Annotated in this window: 11 protein-coding genes, 4 tRNA genes and 1 pseudogene; 9 read left to right on the top strand and 7 right to left on the bottom strand. The window is 41.7% G+C overall.

Features of this window, described 5'->3' with window-relative positions; all coding sequences use genetic code 11:
* Positions 1-123: 123 nt before the first annotated feature.
* Positions 124-1,230, top strand: a complete 1,107-nt coding sequence (locus tag AC4CU0_RS13230) for an HPP family protein (protein ID WP_168377935.1) — start codon at positions 124-126, stop codon at positions 1,228-1,230.
* Between the two features lie 118 nt (positions 1,231-1,348).
* Here the strand turns inward: AC4CU0_RS13230 and AC4CU0_RS13225 are convergent, their stop codons facing one another.
* Positions 1,349-1,606, bottom strand: a complete 258-nt coding sequence (locus AC4CU0_RS13225; protein WP_180007126.1) for a PspC domain-containing protein — start codon at positions 1,604-1,606, stop codon at positions 1,349-1,351.
* Between the two features lie 301 nt (positions 1,607-1,907).
* Between AC4CU0_RS13225 and AC4CU0_RS13220 the strand changes: the two genes are divergently transcribed.
* Positions 1,908-2,561, top strand: a complete 654-nt coding sequence (locus AC4CU0_RS13220) for a hypothetical protein (protein WP_180007128.1) — start codon at positions 1,908-1,910, stop codon at positions 2,559-2,561.
* A 137-nt stretch (positions 2,562-2,698) separates the two neighbouring features.
* Here AC4CU0_RS13220 and AC4CU0_RS13215 read toward each other — a convergent pair.
* The 6 genes from AC4CU0_RS13215 to AC4CU0_RS13190 all read right to left on the bottom strand — a co-directional run bounded on the left by AC4CU0_RS13215 (position 2,699) and on the right by AC4CU0_RS13190 (position 8,930).
* A tRNA-Lys gene (locus tag AC4CU0_RS13215) sits at positions 2,699-2,774 on the bottom strand.
* A gap of 262 nt (positions 2,775-3,036) precedes the next feature.
* Positions 3,037-3,112, bottom strand: a tRNA-Lys gene (locus AC4CU0_RS13210).
* 49 nt (positions 3,113-3,161) lie between these two features.
* A tRNA-Lys gene (locus AC4CU0_RS13205) sits at positions 3,162-3,237 on the bottom strand.
* A 21-nt stretch (positions 3,238-3,258) separates the two neighbouring features.
* Positions 3,259-3,334: transfer RNA gene (locus AC4CU0_RS13200), tRNA-Lys, on the bottom strand.
* Positions 3,335-3,474: 140 nt separating this feature from the next.
* On the bottom strand, positions 3,475-5,316 hold the full coding sequence (locus AC4CU0_RS13195; protein WP_180163325.1) for a long-chain-acyl-CoA synthetase: 1,842 nt from the start codon (positions 5,314-5,316) through the stop codon (positions 3,475-3,477).
* Positions 5,317-5,501: 185 nt separating this feature from the next.
* On the bottom strand, positions 5,502-8,930 hold the full coding sequence (locus tag AC4CU0_RS13190) for an Rne/Rng family ribonuclease (protein WP_490743293.1): 3,429 nt from the start codon (positions 8,928-8,930) through the stop codon (positions 5,502-5,504).
* A 394-nt stretch (positions 8,931-9,324) separates the two neighbouring features.
* On the opposite strand from AC4CU0_RS13190, the pseudogene AC4CU0_RS13185 reads away from it, so the two are divergent.
* The 7 genes and pseudogenes from AC4CU0_RS13185 to AC4CU0_RS13155 all read left to right on the top strand — a co-directional run bounded on the left by AC4CU0_RS13185 (position 9,325) and on the right by AC4CU0_RS13155 (position 16,736).
* Positions 9,325-9,633, top strand: a pseudogene (locus tag AC4CU0_RS13185) (hypothetical protein).
* Between the two features lie 55 nt (positions 9,634-9,688).
* The gene (locus AC4CU0_RS13180; protein WP_078189751.1) at positions 9,689-10,660 is read left to right on the top strand and encodes an RluA family pseudouridine synthase; all 972 of its coding nucleotides are present in this window, start codon (positions 9,689-9,691) and stop codon (positions 10,658-10,660) included.
* 151 nt (positions 10,661-10,811) lie between these two features.
* Entirely contained in the window at positions 10,812-11,480 is a 669-nt protein-coding gene (locus AC4CU0_RS13175) for an HAD-IA family hydrolase (RefSeq protein ID WP_490743292.1), read from the top strand.
* A 689-nt stretch (positions 11,481-12,169) separates the two neighbouring features.
* The gene (mhpD, locus tag AC4CU0_RS13170) at positions 12,170-12,967 is read left to right on the top strand and encodes a 2-keto-4-pentenoate hydratase (protein WP_490743291.1); all 798 of its coding nucleotides are present in this window, start codon (positions 12,170-12,172) and stop codon (positions 12,965-12,967) included.
* A 36-nt stretch (positions 12,968-13,003) separates the two neighbouring features.
* Positions 13,004-13,900: an acetaldehyde dehydrogenase (acetylating) gene (locus AC4CU0_RS13165; RefSeq protein WP_078192779.1), complete on the top strand. Its 897-nt coding sequence runs from the start codon at positions 13,004-13,006 to the stop codon at positions 13,898-13,900.
* Between the two features lie 11 nt (positions 13,901-13,911).
* A complete protein-coding gene (gene dmpG / locus AC4CU0_RS13160; protein WP_490743290.1) occupies positions 13,912-14,931 on the top strand; it encodes a 4-hydroxy-2-oxovalerate aldolase in 1,020 nt (339 codons plus the stop codon).
* A 536-nt stretch (positions 14,932-15,467) separates the two neighbouring features.
* Positions 15,468-16,736: an OprD family outer membrane porin gene (locus AC4CU0_RS13155; RefSeq protein ID WP_078192777.1), complete on the top strand. Its 1,269-nt coding sequence runs from the start codon at positions 15,468-15,470 to the stop codon at positions 16,734-16,736.
* The last annotated feature ends 89 nt before the right edge of the window (positions 16,737-16,825 follow it).

Below are 16,825 nucleotides of genomic sequence, written 5' to 3'. Positions count from 1 at the left end.
TTAATTTGGATTAGATATTGTTCAGTAGAAAATTTTATAAGATAAAGGTATAAAATAAATACATCTTATAAGAGACTTCGTTTTATAATCGCCCATCTGTTCGAATAATCAATCAGGCATATCGTGTTTCACGCAAAATCAGCTTGGCTTAATACACTTAAACCCAACTTTAAAGTTTTACCATTAAAAGATCGCATCCTATGTGGGGTAGGTGCTTTGCTTGGCTTGAGTATATCTTCGCTGATTAGTTGGTTAGCGCTAGGTGACTTAAATGCATGGTATATCGCCCCGATGGGCGCATCGTCTGTGCTGCTCTTTGCTGTACCTGCTAGTCCTTTGGCACAGCCGTGGAATATGGTGGTCGGTAATAGTCTTGCGGCTTTGATTGGCGTGACTTGTGCGATGTATATTCCTAATTTAACCGAAGCTTTTAGTATCGCAGTTGCATTAGCGATTATCTTAATGATGACCACGGACTCATTGCATCCACCCAGTGGGGCAGTAGCGATTACCGCGGTATTGGGCGGCGAGGCTGTCCATGATTTAGGCTACGCCTTTCTTTTTTATCCAGTCCTTTTAAATTCGGTCCTCTTGATGGTGGTTGCTATTATTTATAACCGATTACTAGGTAAGCAGTATCCACAAAAATCACAAGTTAATACACGGACGACAGATCCAACACCGACACAAAAAGTGTCGATTCAACCTGCGGATATTCAGCAAGTCTTAGAACAGCAAAGTCAGTTACTCGATATCAGTGAATACGACCTACAAAAAATCATTTTAGAAGCACAGCAGTTAGCTAGTCGTCGTGGTCTAAGCCAGTTTCATTGTCGTGATCTCATGAGCCAGCAAGTGATTAGCTTGCGTGCAGAAGATGATATTCAGTCAGCATTGGAAAAGTTTAAACAAGTCAATTTGATGAGTTTGCCAGTGGTGAGTGATCTGGATCGCTTGGTGGGAAATTTGGCTTTATATGATGTAGTGGAATGGTTTAAACGTGCCGCAGACCCCAAAGCCAGTTGGGAAAATCACGTTTATCAAATTATGAATCCCAAAGTGGTGACCGTGCAGCCAGATCAACCGATTGAAGATTTGGTGCCGTATTTTGTGGAAAGATCTTTTAATTATATTCCAGTCGTTGAGCAAAAACGGTTGGTGGGAATGATTAGCCGTGCTGATATGATCGCAGCGTTATATCAACAGTTAAATCAGCAAACAAAATCTTAAGCCTTAAACTTTGATTTAAATTCATCAGACTTAAATATGGTTTTGCCAAAATGTAGGCAAAAAAAAGCTACGGAATCTTGGGGGAGAAACCGTAGCGACCAAACTGGGTCAAGGGATTTTAACGTCTGTCATCATTCACAGTACGGATTGGATCTGAATAGCCATTGGTACGGAAAAAGTTATCTTGTGCTTTAGGCATGACTAACCATAAAACCAAGTACACCAAAATACCGGGAAAGGCTGCGCTTAAGCATGATACAAAGATAAAAATAATACGCAGTAAATTTACGTTCCAACCAAAACGTTCAGCAATACCCCCCATCACACCAGCAATCATGTTAGAGCGGTTTGAGCGATATAAACCAACATTGGCCATTCAGGTCTCCTTAAAAAAATAGAACAAATTTGAATATTTCCAAATTCATATTATAGTAATGGTGACAAGCTTTACGATTTAAAGGGTGCAGAAAAAAATTAAGTAAAGTTATGTAATTTGAAGAATTAGTTTGATTAGTTTGCCTTTAAAATAGCTTGAGTATTAATTAAATATCAACGATAACAATGAGATATGATTAACATATATCGCAAATATATGTATACAGCGTTGATTTTTTGATTACAATATTAAGTCAGCAAGAACTGAAAAAACCAATGAATGATTGGTCTTGGCACATTATATGAAAACATCGGCTTCACCTTTTTTGATGAAATTTGCATATCTTTCAGTGTTTGCAGGAGTGTTCAGCCTCTCTTTTATTGGTTGTAGTCCAACGCATCAACCCGCAGCGGATAAGGGTGAAAGTTCAGCATCAACTGTCGCATCGGAAGTTCAAGCGAAGCAAGATCATGGAAAAAAATTAACCCAAGTGGCAGGGCAGGCGACATTACCGAATGACGATGAAATAAAGTCAGCTCCTGTTCCTGAGCATGCCAAAATTTTTATTGGACGTTTTCATGCCAAAGTAAAATGCGATGACAGTTTTATTCCATGCCCAGAAGGCGATGCGGAGTTCATTCTTAACTTATTACCAGATGGCACGGTACACCGCAGTATTATTCAAATTGGTAAAGTGTTTGCTGAAAAAACCAATACGCCAGGCATTAATGTGAAATACCGTAAGGATACGTGGAGTGTCAATGAAGCACATACCGAGCTGGTGGTTCATCGAAAAGAAGGCGTGAATTTTTATTATCACGTGATTAATGAAAATAAAATCATTATGGATTTGGACAAAATTCGTCAAGGTGAAGTCGACCGAAATCAGGAATTATTTTCTAAAGGTTATCCTCAGCCTCAACATGCCTATACCTTGGTGAAAGACCCAAATTAAATGCTGCGGATAAAATAAATAAAATTATAAATTGAGTTTGAGCGTCGGCGTGAAATTCGTAGTTCTTGGTGGATCGAATGCTATTGGCTTATAAAAAATTGAATTATTAATACGACATAGTAAAGACTAAATAGAATTGGTGGGTTGTGTGGGGTTCGAACCCACGACCAATAGATTAAGAGTCTACTGCTCTACCAACTGAGCTAACAACCCTGAGAAAATTTTAAAATAACATTTTAAAATTTTAGCAAGATAAACGAAGCGCGTAATTTTGAGTACTAGGGAATATTTGTTATCTAAAATTTTTCAGGTCAAATACTTCATCTAGCAAGACAAGAATGATACTTCGCAACATCGCTATAGCAAAATTTCGAGAATGGCGAATCAAAACCAATAATGGTGATGGTTTGTCTTGGTCGGAACCTGCAGGTTTCTTTTTCTTCAACTGCCGAAAGAAAGAAGCCCTAAGAAAGAATGGTGGGTCGTCCGCGACTCGAACGCGGGACCAATAGATTAAAAGTCTACTGCTCTACCAACTGAGCTAACGACCCTTAGGGGGTATGCACAAGATTGTAATCTAAAACTGGCATTTTAGAAAGATGGTGGGTCGTCCGCGACTCGAACGCGGGACCAATAGATTAAAAGTCTACTGCTCTACCAACTGAGCTAACGACCCATCTTGTGGTATCGAAGGAAATGGTGGGTCGTCCGCGACTCGAACGCGGGACCAATAGATTAAAAGTCTACTGCTCTACCAACTGAGCTAACGACCCATTTCGCTTGATGGTGCGTATTGTAGCAAGATCTGCTTCAAGCGCAAGTAAAAAATCATAAACTTGCTTGTGTTTGATTATAAATACAACAATGTGGCTCATTTTGACGGGTGATTGTCGTCAAAATGAGCAAGTTTGATTTAGAAACGGTATTGATAGGCCTGAATATTATTATAAATTTCAGGGGTCAAGTCACAATAAGCACTCGCGTTCGGCAGTAAAACCAAGATTCGCTCATCCGTTTGCTGAGGATCAAAGGCTTGTTCTTTCAGCTTATTTTTTTGGTATTTAAACGTACCTGTGGTTTCGACTTTTTTCTGTACACGTAAAAATACCGGTACAGCATACGCTGGTAAGCATTTTTTAAATTGTAGAACCATTTCACTACAATCTTGTTCGTTGAGTTCGGCACCATCGGTGAGCGTGATGGCAGCCATACCTGCACGGCCATTGGTGTCTGGAATTTCTACGCCATAAACCACAGCTTCAGCAATTTTATCGTACTCACTCACCATGTTTTCAACTTCAGTGGTTGAGACGTTTTCACCTTTCCAGCGGAAGGTATCGCCTAGACGGTCGACAAATTGTGCATGTCGGAAGCCAATGTCACGGACCAAGTCGCCAGTGTTGAAGTATGAATCACCATGCTTGAACACATCTTTCATAATGACGGATTTGTTTTTTTCCGTGTCGGTATAGCCATCGAAAGGTGAGCGACGGGTAATTTTACCGATGAGTAAGCCGACTTCGCCTTTTTTCACTTTAATGCAGCGACCTTTAGCATCATGTACAGCTTCATTTTTTTCTTTATCAAACTGAATAATCGCATAAGGCGTTGGTGAAAAACCAACGGTATTGTCGAAGTTAAACACATTACTAAAGCCGACGTTGCCTTCACTTGACGCATAGAGTTCAAGGACTTCTTCGACCCCAAAGCGTTCTTTAAACTTATCCCAAATGTTTGGTCGCATGCCGTTACCAATCATTTTTTTCACACGATGGCCTTTTTCAAGGTCTGAATGTGGGGCATCCATTAAATAGCGGCAAAGTTCGCCCACATAGCCAATGGCTGATGCATCAAATTTTTGTACATCTTTCCAAAATGAAGAGGTCGAGAACTTGCGGCGCAGAGCAAGGGTAGCACTACCTGCAATCACCCCACACCAACAAACCACAGTACCTGTAGCATGATAGAGCGGCAAGGTCACATACATCACATCATCTTTGTTCAAATTGAGGACGTGACCATATGTTCCATAAGCCAAAGTCCAACGGCTGTTGGTGAAAATCACCGCTTTAGGTAAGCCTGTTGTCCCAGAGGTGTAGATATAAAATAGGCCGTCTTTGCCTTTTACGCTTGCAGTGGTGGGTGTGTTGAATTTTGGAAATTCATCAATCGCTACTGCAAGGTTTAAAAAGCCTTTAGGTGCTTTACCGGCATCTACACGGGTGGCCTGATCTGCGAACCAATGTAAACGATCTGCAGCCACACTGAGATCATTACGAATCTCTTCTACGGCTTGACGGCATTCTTCGCCCACAATTACCGCAATTGGGTTTACTAAGTTGATACTGTGTGTCAGGACTTTGCCGACTTGTGAGGTGTTGACCAAGGCACTGGTGACGCCAATTTTGGCTAATGCCACGATAGTTGCCACGAGTTCAGATCGGTTCTCGATCATCACTGCAATCACATCACCTTTTTTTGCACCGAGTGCTAGGTAATAGTGACCAATTTGATTGGCCCATTCATTTAATTCGTTATAGGTATATTTTTGCTCTTCAAAATAAAGTGCATAACCTTTGGGATTACGCTTGACGGCTTTTTCAAATGCAATTCCTAAGCCTGCGGAAGTATTTGGGGTACGTAAATAGGCTTGCTTTAGACCACTCAACAGGTTGGGTACTTTGCTAATGAACGCGGGAATTTTTGCTGCAACATCAGCAATCCCAATAAGGTCGTGTTGTGTAGTTTGGCTCATGTGAATCCTATTTATTTTTCGTAATCCGATACGGTCTATTTCTTTGCAATGAAATTTGCAGCAAATTCTACAATTGTCTTTTAATCGTTTCGATCTAGTGCAATCAACCTAATTTGACAAAAGTATCAAAAAAAAACCAGTCACCGAAATGACTGGATTTTTTTATTCACCTGCAAAATAGCAAATTACTGCTCAGTTGCGGTGTTTGCTTTTTTCGGTGGACGACCGCGAGGACGACGAGGGCGTGCAGGTTTTTCACCTTCAGTGGCCGAGTTCTCGTCTACAGGAACCTCAACTTTCTTTTCCGCTTCAACGGCTTGAGCTTTTTCTTCTACTGGTTTAGCAGGAGCTTTAGACACTTCTTCCGTCTTTTCAGGCTGCGCACTCACATCCAGTTCAGCTTGAACGGGTGTCGGTACTTCAGCTTGAGCGGGCACAGGTACTTCAGTTTGAATTGCAACGTCGGATACATTGGCTTCAACTGTAGCAGCTTCAGCTTCTACAACTACAGGCGCCTCAATAGCAGTGTCTGCAACAGGAGTAGCTTCCACCTCAGCATGTGCTTTTGCTTGGTCTTGTTTCGCTTGTTCAGCGGCAAGTTTAGCAAGGCGACGACGCTCACGTGGGTCATTAGCAACACGTTTATCTGACACAGGCTTTGGTGGTGTCAAATCCAACATTGGCGCTGGTTCAGCTTCAGGTGCAGCTTTTGCAACTTGAACATCACGAGTGACAGGCTTTTTCTCTACAGCTGCTTCAGCTGCAGGTGCAGTCAAAGTCGCGGCATATTCTTCCGTGAATTTTTGCAATGCACGGTTGAATGTTGGAATTAAGCCAAATTGCTCAATCAGTACTGAGCAGTCTTCGCCGTATACATGCTTAATCAAGCTGCTTATAGTGTATTGACCTAGTGTCGGCACTTGAGATGGCGAAATTTTCGGAGCCTGTGCTTGTTGAGCACGAGCTTCACGCTGTTCGCGGCGGCGCTGACGAGGGTCATTGCTTGCACGAGACGGTTTTTGCTGCGCATGCTGTGGTTTATGCGCTGCTTCTTTTGTTTCAGTCGCAGGTTTTTCCACTTTTACTGCTTCAACGACAGCGGCCTTTTCGACCACTGGGGTATCTACAGGTTTTTCAACTGCTGGAGCAGTATTTAGCGCTACGATTTCGCTTTGAGCTTGATCAACATTCACCACAAGTGCTGTTGGCATCACGTCTTGACGTGGTGCATCAACAACTTCAACTTTAGGTTGACGTTGATTGCGATTTTCAGGTTGTTGCTCAGTTGCAACTTCCTGAGCAATCGCTTGCTCGTTCAATACGCTTTGATCGCGGTGGCGATTTGGGCGATTTGGACGTTGTTGGTTGTTGCGGTCGCGACGCGGAACAGACTGCGGTTGTTCATTGTTTTGAACATCTTGCTGCACTTGTTCGTTGTTGTGTTGACGGCGTGAGTTACGACGGTTTTCACGTTGGTCTTGACGGTTGTCTTGGCGCGGTTCTTGACGTTCAGAACGTTGCTCTTGGCGTTCGTTTTGACGTGCTTCGTTATTACGCTGTTCTTGACGGTCTTGACGTGAAGGTTGTAACACTTCTTCATGAACTTGATGCGGTTGAGCTTCTTGTTCACGTGGTTCTTTATGCTTAGTACGCTTTTTATTGTGACGTTTTTCTTCACGTTCAGCTTTTTCTGAATGGCTGTCACGTTCTTGTTTGTGCACAACAGAAGAAGGCGCAAGGTAAGCATTATTATCTGCGACAACAGCAGGCGCTGCCGATGCAGGGGTAATTTGACCAAACTGGCCACGGCTTGCAGCACCGCTATTTACCATTTGTTCAATTGCAGCAGCGGCATTGTTTGCAGTACGCGACTGGTCAACGGTTGCAGCTTGTTTTTGAACAAATAAGTTTTCTAACCATGCACATGGACTAGATGATGCTGCAGGAGCGGCAACTTGTGCAGGTGCTTGTTGAGCAGCAACGGGTTGTTGCTTATTCTTTTTGTGGCCTTTTTCTTGTTGTTGTACAGGTGCTTGTTGCTGAGCAGCAGCGGCCTGTTCTTCACCTAAATGCCATTCAGATGCTTCGTAACCCAATTCTTTTTCGCTAGAACGTGTCGCTTCAGTGCGTTCATAGCTTGTAGGTGCAAAACCTTCAGGGTTATACGAAATTTCGTAATGTGGTGTTTCTAGGTGAGGGTGTGGAAGTACAGTCACACGAACATTTGAAGTTTGTTCAAGATATACAAGGCTGTGACGCTTTTCATTCAATAAGAATGCAGCAATTTCAACAGGCACTTCAACTTGAACTTCACCATGACGTTCGCGTAGCGCAATTTCTTCCACTTTACGCATAATTGAAAGTGATAAAGAACGTAGGTCACGTACCATACCTGTGCCATGACAGCGTGGGCACACATAACCAGTGGCTTCTTCAAGCGATGGACGTAAGCGTTGACGGCTCATTTCCATCAAACCAAAGCGTGACAGTTGACCGAATTGGATACGTGCACGGTCACTTTGTGTTGCTTCACGAAGTTTAGCTTCAACCATACGTTGGTTACGGTCTTTGGTCATGTCGATGAAGTCGATCACAACCAAACCACCGATATCACGTAAACGTAATTGGCGAGCGATTTCTTCAGCAGCTTCAAGGTTGGTATTGAGCGCTGTATCTTCTACGTCGCTACCACGTGTTGATTTTGCAGAGTTAATATCAATTGAAACCAATGCTTCAGTTTGGTCAATCACAATTGAACCACCAGAAGGAAGTTTTACTTCACGTTCATAGGCCGTTTGGATTTGACTTTCGATACCAAAATGAGCAAATAACGGTTCATTTAACGTATAGGTTTTTAATTTGTCGATTTGACGTGGCATCACCGCTTTAACAAAGTTATACGCTTCGTTATACGCTTGCTCAGAGTCAATCAGAATTTCAGCAACATCATCACGTAAATAGTCACGAATTGCACGTGTAACCACACCGGCTTCTTGGTGAACCAACATTGGTGATGGACCAGAACTTGATGTGCTTTGGATTTGTGCCCAAAGGTCCAGCAAGTGTTGAAGGTCAAGTTGGAGTTCTTCTTGAGAACGACCAATACCTGCAGTACGTACAATCACGCTCATGCCACGAGGGACATTTAAAGACGCCAACATTTCTTTCAATTCTTCACGAACTGAACCTGAAATTTGACGGCTAATACCGCCACCTTTCGGGTTGTTTGGCATCAAAACCAAATAACGACCAGCAAGTGAGATAAATGTAGAAAGGGCAGCACCTTTATTACCACGTTCTTCTTTTTCCACTTGAACTAAAAGCTCAGTGCCTTCAGTGATCAATTCGCGGATGTTTGAAGTTTGGCGAGGATCTGCTTTGTAATAAGAATTAGCGATTTCGCGCATCGACAAGAAACCTTGACGACCTGCACCGTATTCAACAAATACAGCTTCTAAAGACGGCTCTACGCGAGTCACATGACCTTTATAGATATTCGATTTTTTTTGTTCACGGGTACGATTCTCTAAGTCAAAATCGTAAAGACGCTGACCAGTGACAAGTGCAACGCGAATTTCTTCGGCATGTGTTGCATTAATCAACATACGTTTCATGGGTGTAACACCTAATAGTGATACACAGAAGAACATCGCCTGACTCGTAGCGAGCATCAGATAGCATGGATCAAGTTGCACAGATCGAAAAACATCATCTGTGCATGTGTACCGACCTTCTTTGGGTGGGCAACGGTTTTTGATTCACGTATTGATGATGGCAATACGGCTTCAATCTTTTAAACGATTAAAGTCACCTGAACGCGTTTCACTGGCGGACAAACGGTGCATTGGATGTGAGTAACTTTCACTGTCACATTGCTCGAAGAGCATCCATTCATATCTGATAGAGCGTCTTGATACGGAATTATCATCGTACCTTTACAAACTGTGCAGATCCAATGCATCAAACGTTGTGGCCTGAACACGATTTCCAGGGAGCGACTGGTCTGATGTGTATCAGTTTACGTTTAAAAACCAACCTTGGTTGGCACATATTTTTTTGGGGCAAACTGTTTTATGTACCTACGGCACAATTAAACGCAACAGTTTGCAGTTTTGCCGATATAATAAGCCTTCGGCGTCGGCATAATTCTTTTGGGACCTTTCCGAGCTAAATGAGTAATTGCTTGAAAGTTCAATGACAGTAAATACTGAAATGAATCAACTTTTACTCAGTTACGGTGGTTTCCGTGCGCTGACTATATCAAACCTTGCATCATCTGCCTATGGGCTAAGCTTATGTTTCTTGCGAAAAGTATAGCTTAAATGATCAATTTTTAATCAATTTTAGTATTTTTTTAGGTTACAGTAACTGTATGAATTCTACGCAAGAATGGCAAAGCGTCACCTGGTTTGAAGTGGACGAGCATCAGGCGGGTCAACGTATTGATAATTTCCTGTTTAGTCGTCTGAAAGGTGTGCCTAAAAGTCGCATTTATCGTCTGATTCGTGAAAGCCAAGTCCGCGTCAATAAAAAACGCGTCAAAGCGGAAACCAAACTCAATATTGGTGACCAAGTTCGAGTTGCTCCAATTCGTTATGAGCAAAAAGATGAGTCTGCGGTTCCCGTATCGGACAAAGTCGCGCAAAGTTTACTGAGCCGTGTGGTGTACGAAGATGAAGGCTTAATGGTGGTAAACAAACCTTCTGGTATTGCTGTTCACGGCGGTAGTGGTGTGGCGTATGGTTTGATCGAAGGCTTACGTGCCGCAACAGGGAAGAAATACCTTGAGCTGATTCACCGAATTGACCGCGACACTTCTGGTTTGGTGATGATTTCGAAAAAACGTAGTGTGTTAAAAAGCCTGCAAGACATGTTACGTGAGCACAAAATCCAAAAAACTTATGCTGCTGTGGTGAAAGGCGTGGTGAGTTTGGATAAGCAGCTCATTGATCAACCTTTGCATCGTTACGAACTGGCAAATGGCGAGCGTCGTGTTCGTGTATCACCTAAAGAAGGTAAAGAGTCGAAGACGCTGTGGAACGTGAAAGAACGTTTTATGCATGCCACCTTGGTGTATGCGTCTCCACTTTCGGGCCGTACCCATCAGATCCGTGTACATGGTTTAAGTATTGGTCATCCATTGGTGGGCGATGAAAAATACGGTCATGAAACTGAATACCGTGGTCCAAAGCCACGTCGTTTATGTCTGCATGCTATGCGTTTAGAAATTCCGGGTTACCAAACCATTGAAGCGCCATTGCCAGAAGATATGCAAAGCCTTGTGGCGCAGCTACGCGCGCAAAAAGCCGACAAAGTGGTGAAGTCTTCAGAAGATGACGAGTAAGTTTTAAATACGAGACTTCTCTCCCTGAGCAGGACTGCTTCGTAAGTTTTCTTTCTCCCTCTCCTTTAAGGAGAGGGCCGGGGTGAGGTAAATAAATTGATGCACTCCAGAATCTGAATTACCAAACACTGAATCAAATCTAGGAAAACGTATGAACTCAGCTGTAAAACTAGTCATTTTCGATTGGGATGGCACTTTATTTGATTCTGTGGGTCAAATTGTAGCGAGTTTAAAATTTGCAGCAGATCAATATTCACAGCCGCTGACCGATGCTGATGCGAAAAGTATTATTGGTTTAGGTCTGCCGGAAGTCGCACAGCGGTTATTTCCGACGGTTCCTGAATTGCACAGCGAAATTTTGCAAAGTTATGCCGATCACTATGTGGCCCATTCCAAAGGGGATATGTGGTTTGAAGGTGTCGCGGATATGTTGCAGGAATTACGCGATGCCGGTCTACAATTGGCTGTTGCAACAGGAAAAAGTCGTAAAGGTCTAGACCGTGTCTTGGCTCAAACGCAAAGTCATGAGTTGTTTCGTGCGACACGTGCAGCCAGTGAAACCAAATCTAAGCCAGATCCGTTGATGTTGGCAGAAATTTTGGCGGAAACAGGACTACGTGCCGATCAAGCCATTATGGTTGGTGATACGTCGTATGATTTAGAAATGGCCCTCAATATTCAGATGCCACGTGTAGGCGTGAGCTATGGAGTGCATACTGTAGAAACACTCCAGTGTTTTCAACCCTTACATATTGCACATAGCGTAGGTGATTTGACTGAATTTCTACTAGAACATGTGAAATTACGTCTAGCTGTATAGTTTTAGATACAAACGAGTAAAAAGGGTGAAATTTGTTTTCACCTTTTTTGTTACCAAATGAATAGTAATGCAAGCTCTACTTGTTGAAATGAGTAAATTCAATTATTTAAAAAAGTAATAACACTAGATTTTTCTACAATAACAAGCAGTCTTCTAGCAAATTTACCTTAAAAAGTTGAGCGCAACTATTTGGCCTTTTACCACAAGCTGGAATAGATTTTTTGTTTGAATTTTTGGTTTTATCTTATTGTTGTTTATTGATTTATTTTTAAATTTTCAATTTATTAAACTAAATCAGATGAAATTGAACACCTATGTGTAAAAGCTGGCCTGACGCTAAAATAATCTTTTAATCTTATCTTTTAGTCGTATAAGCCAAGTTTTTTAGTAGAGATTCAGATTTAAGGGCGAAAAAAATAGTGAATTTTATTTAATTATTTTGACTTAAGTTTTTGAATATTAATAATAAATAATGATTAATTTATAGCTAATAGCTATAGTCATAAATAAAATAAGTATTGGTATTCACTTTCTAAAATCTCGATGCTAAATGCATCTAAACATAACGTGTAGTATGTCAAGTGAAATGCTTTAGGCGAATCCTGACATGACTTTCATCACTTTGATTTTGATGGTGATCGGGATGAAACACGTTGTGCATCCAATTTTTGCAGTTTAAGGAAACATTGATGTCGAATTCTGCTGTTGTTGAATCAGTTGCGCAAGCATTACGCGATGCGGAAGTAAATCAGGCTGCGATTGCACCGATCCGTCCACAACTTGGTGGTGAAAGTGCTGATGTAGATATTGCTTATGCCGTTCAAGAAGTGAATACCAAACGTGCGGTGGCAGAAGGTCGTCGCCTTGTAGGTCGTAAAATTGGCTTAACTTCAAAAGTTGTACAAGCGCAGTTAGGCGTTGATCAACCTGACTTCGGTATGTTGTTTGCTGACATGGCGTATGGCGATGGTGAAGAAATCCCTGCTGGTTTATTGATTCAGCCAAAAGTTGAAGCAGAAATTGCTTTGGTGATTAACCAAGATTTGACCAAAGAAAAACACACCTATGCAGACATTATTAGTGCAACAGAATATGCACTGCCTGCAATTGAAGTGGTCGATAGCCGTATTGAAAACTGGAAAATCTCGTTGATTGATACTGTGGCAGATAACGCATCTTCAGCAGGTTTTGTGCTGGGTTCTAAGCCTGTAAAACTTGCAGATCTTGACCTTGTAAATTGCAAAATGGTCATGACTCGTGGTGAAAAAGTGGTTTCACAAGGTGTGGGTAAAGCGTGTCTTTCTAACCCATTAAATGCAGCAGTGTGGTTGGCTGACGAAATGGTTCGTCGTGGTCGTCCATTGCTTGCAGGTGACATCGTATTGACCGGTGCCTTAGGCCCAATGGTTGTGGCAAATCCTGGTGATGAATTCAAAGTTGAAATTGAAGGCTTTGGTTCTGTGACTGCAGCATTTGCAGCGAAATAAGCTTGGGTTTTACGGAATTTTTAAGAGTACACATTCATGAAAAAGATTAAATGTGCATTGATCGGTCCAGGGAACATTGGTACTGACTTGCTTTACAAACTTCAACGCAGCGAATTTTTAGAACCAGTATGGATGGTTGGTATTGACCCGACGTCTGAAGGTTTGGCTCGCGCTGCTAAAATGGGTTTAAAAACCACTGCTGAAGGCGTAGATGGTTTACTTGCACACGTAATTGAAGACGACATTAAAATCGCATTTGATGCAACTTCTGCCTATGTTCATGCTGAAAACAGCCGTAAATTGAATGAACTTGGCGTGTTAATGATTGACTTAACACCTGCTGCAATCGGTCCATTTTGCGTACCACCAGTAAACTTAGAAGCGTTATTGGATGCCGGTGAAGTTCCGAACGTCAATATGGTGACATGTGGTGGTCAGGCAACGATTCCTATGGTTGCTGCGATTTCACGAGTTCAGCCTGTTGAATATGGCGAAATCATTGCAACAGTATCAACAAAATCTGTGGGTCCAGGTACACGTAAAAACATTGATGAATTTACTCGTACGACTGCTGGCGCTATTGAAAAAGTGGGCGGTGCGAAACAAGGTAAAGCGATCATCATCATTAACCCTGCTGAGCCACCACTGATGATGCGTGATACTGTTCACTGTCTTGTTGAAGGTGAACCAGATCAAGCAGCAATCACTGAATCTGTACATGCGATGATTCTTGAAGTTCAAAAATATGTACCAGGTTACAAACTTGTAAATGGTCCTGTATTTGACGGTAACCGTGTTTCAATCTTCTTAGAAGTTGAAGGTTTAGGTGATTATCTTCCTAAATATGCAGGTAACCTCGATATTATGACTGCGGCAGCTGCACGTACTGCAGAAATGTTTGCAGAACGCGTATTAAACACTGCTGAAGCTTAAGGAATACCAAAATGTCTAAGATTATTATTAATGATATGACTTTACGTGATGGTATGCATCCTATGCGCCATCAAACTACACCTGAACAAATGGTTGCCATTGCAACTGCTTTGGATGATGCAGGTGTACCTTTAATCGAAGTTACGCATGGTGACGGCTTAGGCGGTAACTCTGTGAACTATGGTTTTGCAGCAGCAACCGATGAAGAATACCTAAAAGCGGTGATTCCAAACCTGAAACAGGCGAAAGTATCTGCACTTTTACTTCCTGGTATTGGTACGGTTGACCATTTGAAAATGGCACATGATGTAGGTGTAGCAACTATTCGTGTAGCGACTCACTCTACTGAAGCAGACGTTTCTGAACAGCACATTACTGCTGCTCGTAAACTGGGTATGGACACTGTGGGCTTCCTGATGATGGCGCACATGGCAACACCTGAAAAATTACTTGAAGAAGCACAAAAAATGGTGTCTTACGGTGCAAACTGTATTTATGTAACAGACTCTGCAGGTTACATGCTTCCTCAAGATGTGACTGACCGTGTAGGTATCTTACGTGCAAACTTGGGTTCAGAGATTGAACTCGGTTTCCATGGTCACCATAACTTAGGTATGGGCGTGGCAAACTCTGTTGCGGCTGTTGAAGCGGGTGCAACGCGTGTCGATTTAGCTTCTGCAGGTTTAGGTGCAGGTGCAGGTAATACTCCACTTGAATTGTTTGTTGCGGTTGCCAACCGTATGCAAATGGAGACAGGTGTGGACTTGTTTAAAGTTCAAGATGTTGCGGAAGATTTAATCATTCCAATGATGACACATCAGATCCGTGCTGACCGTGATGCAGCAACTTTAGGTTATGCCGGTGTTTACTCATCATTCTTGTTATTCGCGAAACGTGCTGAAGCGAAATATGGCGTTTCTGCGCGTGAAATTCTTCTTGAGCTTGGTCGTCGTGGTACTGTTGGTGGTCAAGAAGATATGATCGAAGATTTGGCATTGACCATGTCTAAAGCAAAAGAAGCCAATGCTTAATTTGCTTTAAATCAAAAAGCGCCCGAAATGGGCGCTTTTTTTATGTCTCAACTGACTATATGGGCTTGGTTTTTAGTTGAGATTGAATTGATGCATAGAAAGCGGATTGAAATAAGAAAAGTTCTGCGAACCAATGGCTGATTTCGAGCAGCCATAGTAGTAAAATTTAACTTTAAGCTGTTGATGATTATATAAATTAAATATTATGTGATAGCTAAATTTTATAACTTAAATAAGGATAAATCTCAGCAAAAAACTTTGATTAAACTTAAAAGCAATTAATACAGCGTATGTAATTGCGAAAAATAAAAAACTTTAAATTTTATGTTAATAAAACATGGGGTTAATTTAATCAGTTGTTCTAAATGATAAAAAAGAGTTATTGTTTTAATCTCTAAGGAAAATAACCAGAAATAGCTTCCAAAGTTCAAGTCGTACAAAAGCCTGATAAACCTTAATACTGTAGTCGGATTTTTTTCCAAGGTATTGTTGAGCATGATGATGTCATAGCTTAATTTGATCACTGGGAATAAGCCATGCGTCGTCAAAATTTATGGATAGCAATTCTTGCTGCGACAGCAACATTAGGAACATCTGCAACTTATGCGGACTTTGTTGACGACAGCCAAGTACAATTGAAATTTAAAAACTTCTACTTAGACCGTCAAATTAAAGAAAATCCGGCGGGTAATTGGGGTTCATGGTCACAGGGTGTGACTTTGGATGCCAAGTCAGGGTATCAAGATATTGGTGCAGGTATTCAAGTGGGTGCTGACCTTTTGGTTCAACATGCATTTAAACTTAATGCACGTGATAAAAACCCAGACTGGATCTTGCCGCACGACGGTAAAGAATCAAAAGATAACTTTGGTAAAGTGGGCGTGACCCTTAAAGCCAAAGTATCTGAAACTGAGTTGAAAGTGGGTGAGTTATTACCAGTGTCTCCAGTGTTGGTTTTCGATCCATCACGTCAGTTAATGACGACTTATAGCGGTGCATGGTTAGAATCGAAAGAGATTAAAGATACTAAGTTAACTTTGGCATACATTGACGGGATCAATAACCGTTATGACAACCAATTCCGTGATTTATCAATGTTCGCTCCAGGTAAAAGATTACCAGATGGCACCATAGGTCATTATGATCTTGGGCCAACTTCTGATGGTATGTATATTGCGGGTATTGACCATCAATTTACACCTGAAATTGGTGGTAGCTATTGGTATGCCGATGTTCAAGACATTTACACACAGCAATATGTCGGCGCGAACTATAAAACTAAGTTAGGTGACAAAGCCAAACTGGATAGCCATATCCGTTATTTTGACAACTCAGATTCGGGTGACAAACTGTATGGCGAAATTGATAACCAAGCGTTATCGGTTGGTGCGAAAGTGAATTACGGTTCGCATACCTTTGGTTTGGGTTATCAACAAATGTTTGGTGATAATGCATTCCCAACACTGGGTGGATGGGTGCCGCAGCCGTACTTAGTCAACTGGGGTATAGCAACATTTACTGCAAAAAATGAAAAATCATGGGGCTTTACTTATGGCTATGATTTCTCAGAAATGGGTGTGAAAGGCTTAAATACAACTGCTGTGTATTTCACAGGTTCAGATGCAGAAATTGCTGGTCTTAAAGATCAGAAGTCAGATGAATTGAACTTAATTGTGAACTACACCGTGCCTGAAGGTAAGTTGAAGGGCTTAGGCTTCCAGGCAATGTATATCGATGCCGATTTCGATTACAAATCTGACTTGCAAGAGTACCGTGTCGCGACAACTTATACCTATAAGTTCTAATTTCTCAGGATAAAAAAGAGGGAAGTGGATTCATTGCTTCCCTTTTTATTTGCTGGGTTATTTAAAAAAGAAATACCTCAAAGATTTTA

It is taken from the genome of Acinetobacter sp. LipI_15, from assembly GCF_058242865.1.
The sequence above is the reverse complement of the archived record's forward strand: the minus strand, read 5'-3'. Positions and strand labels throughout refer to the sequence as shown.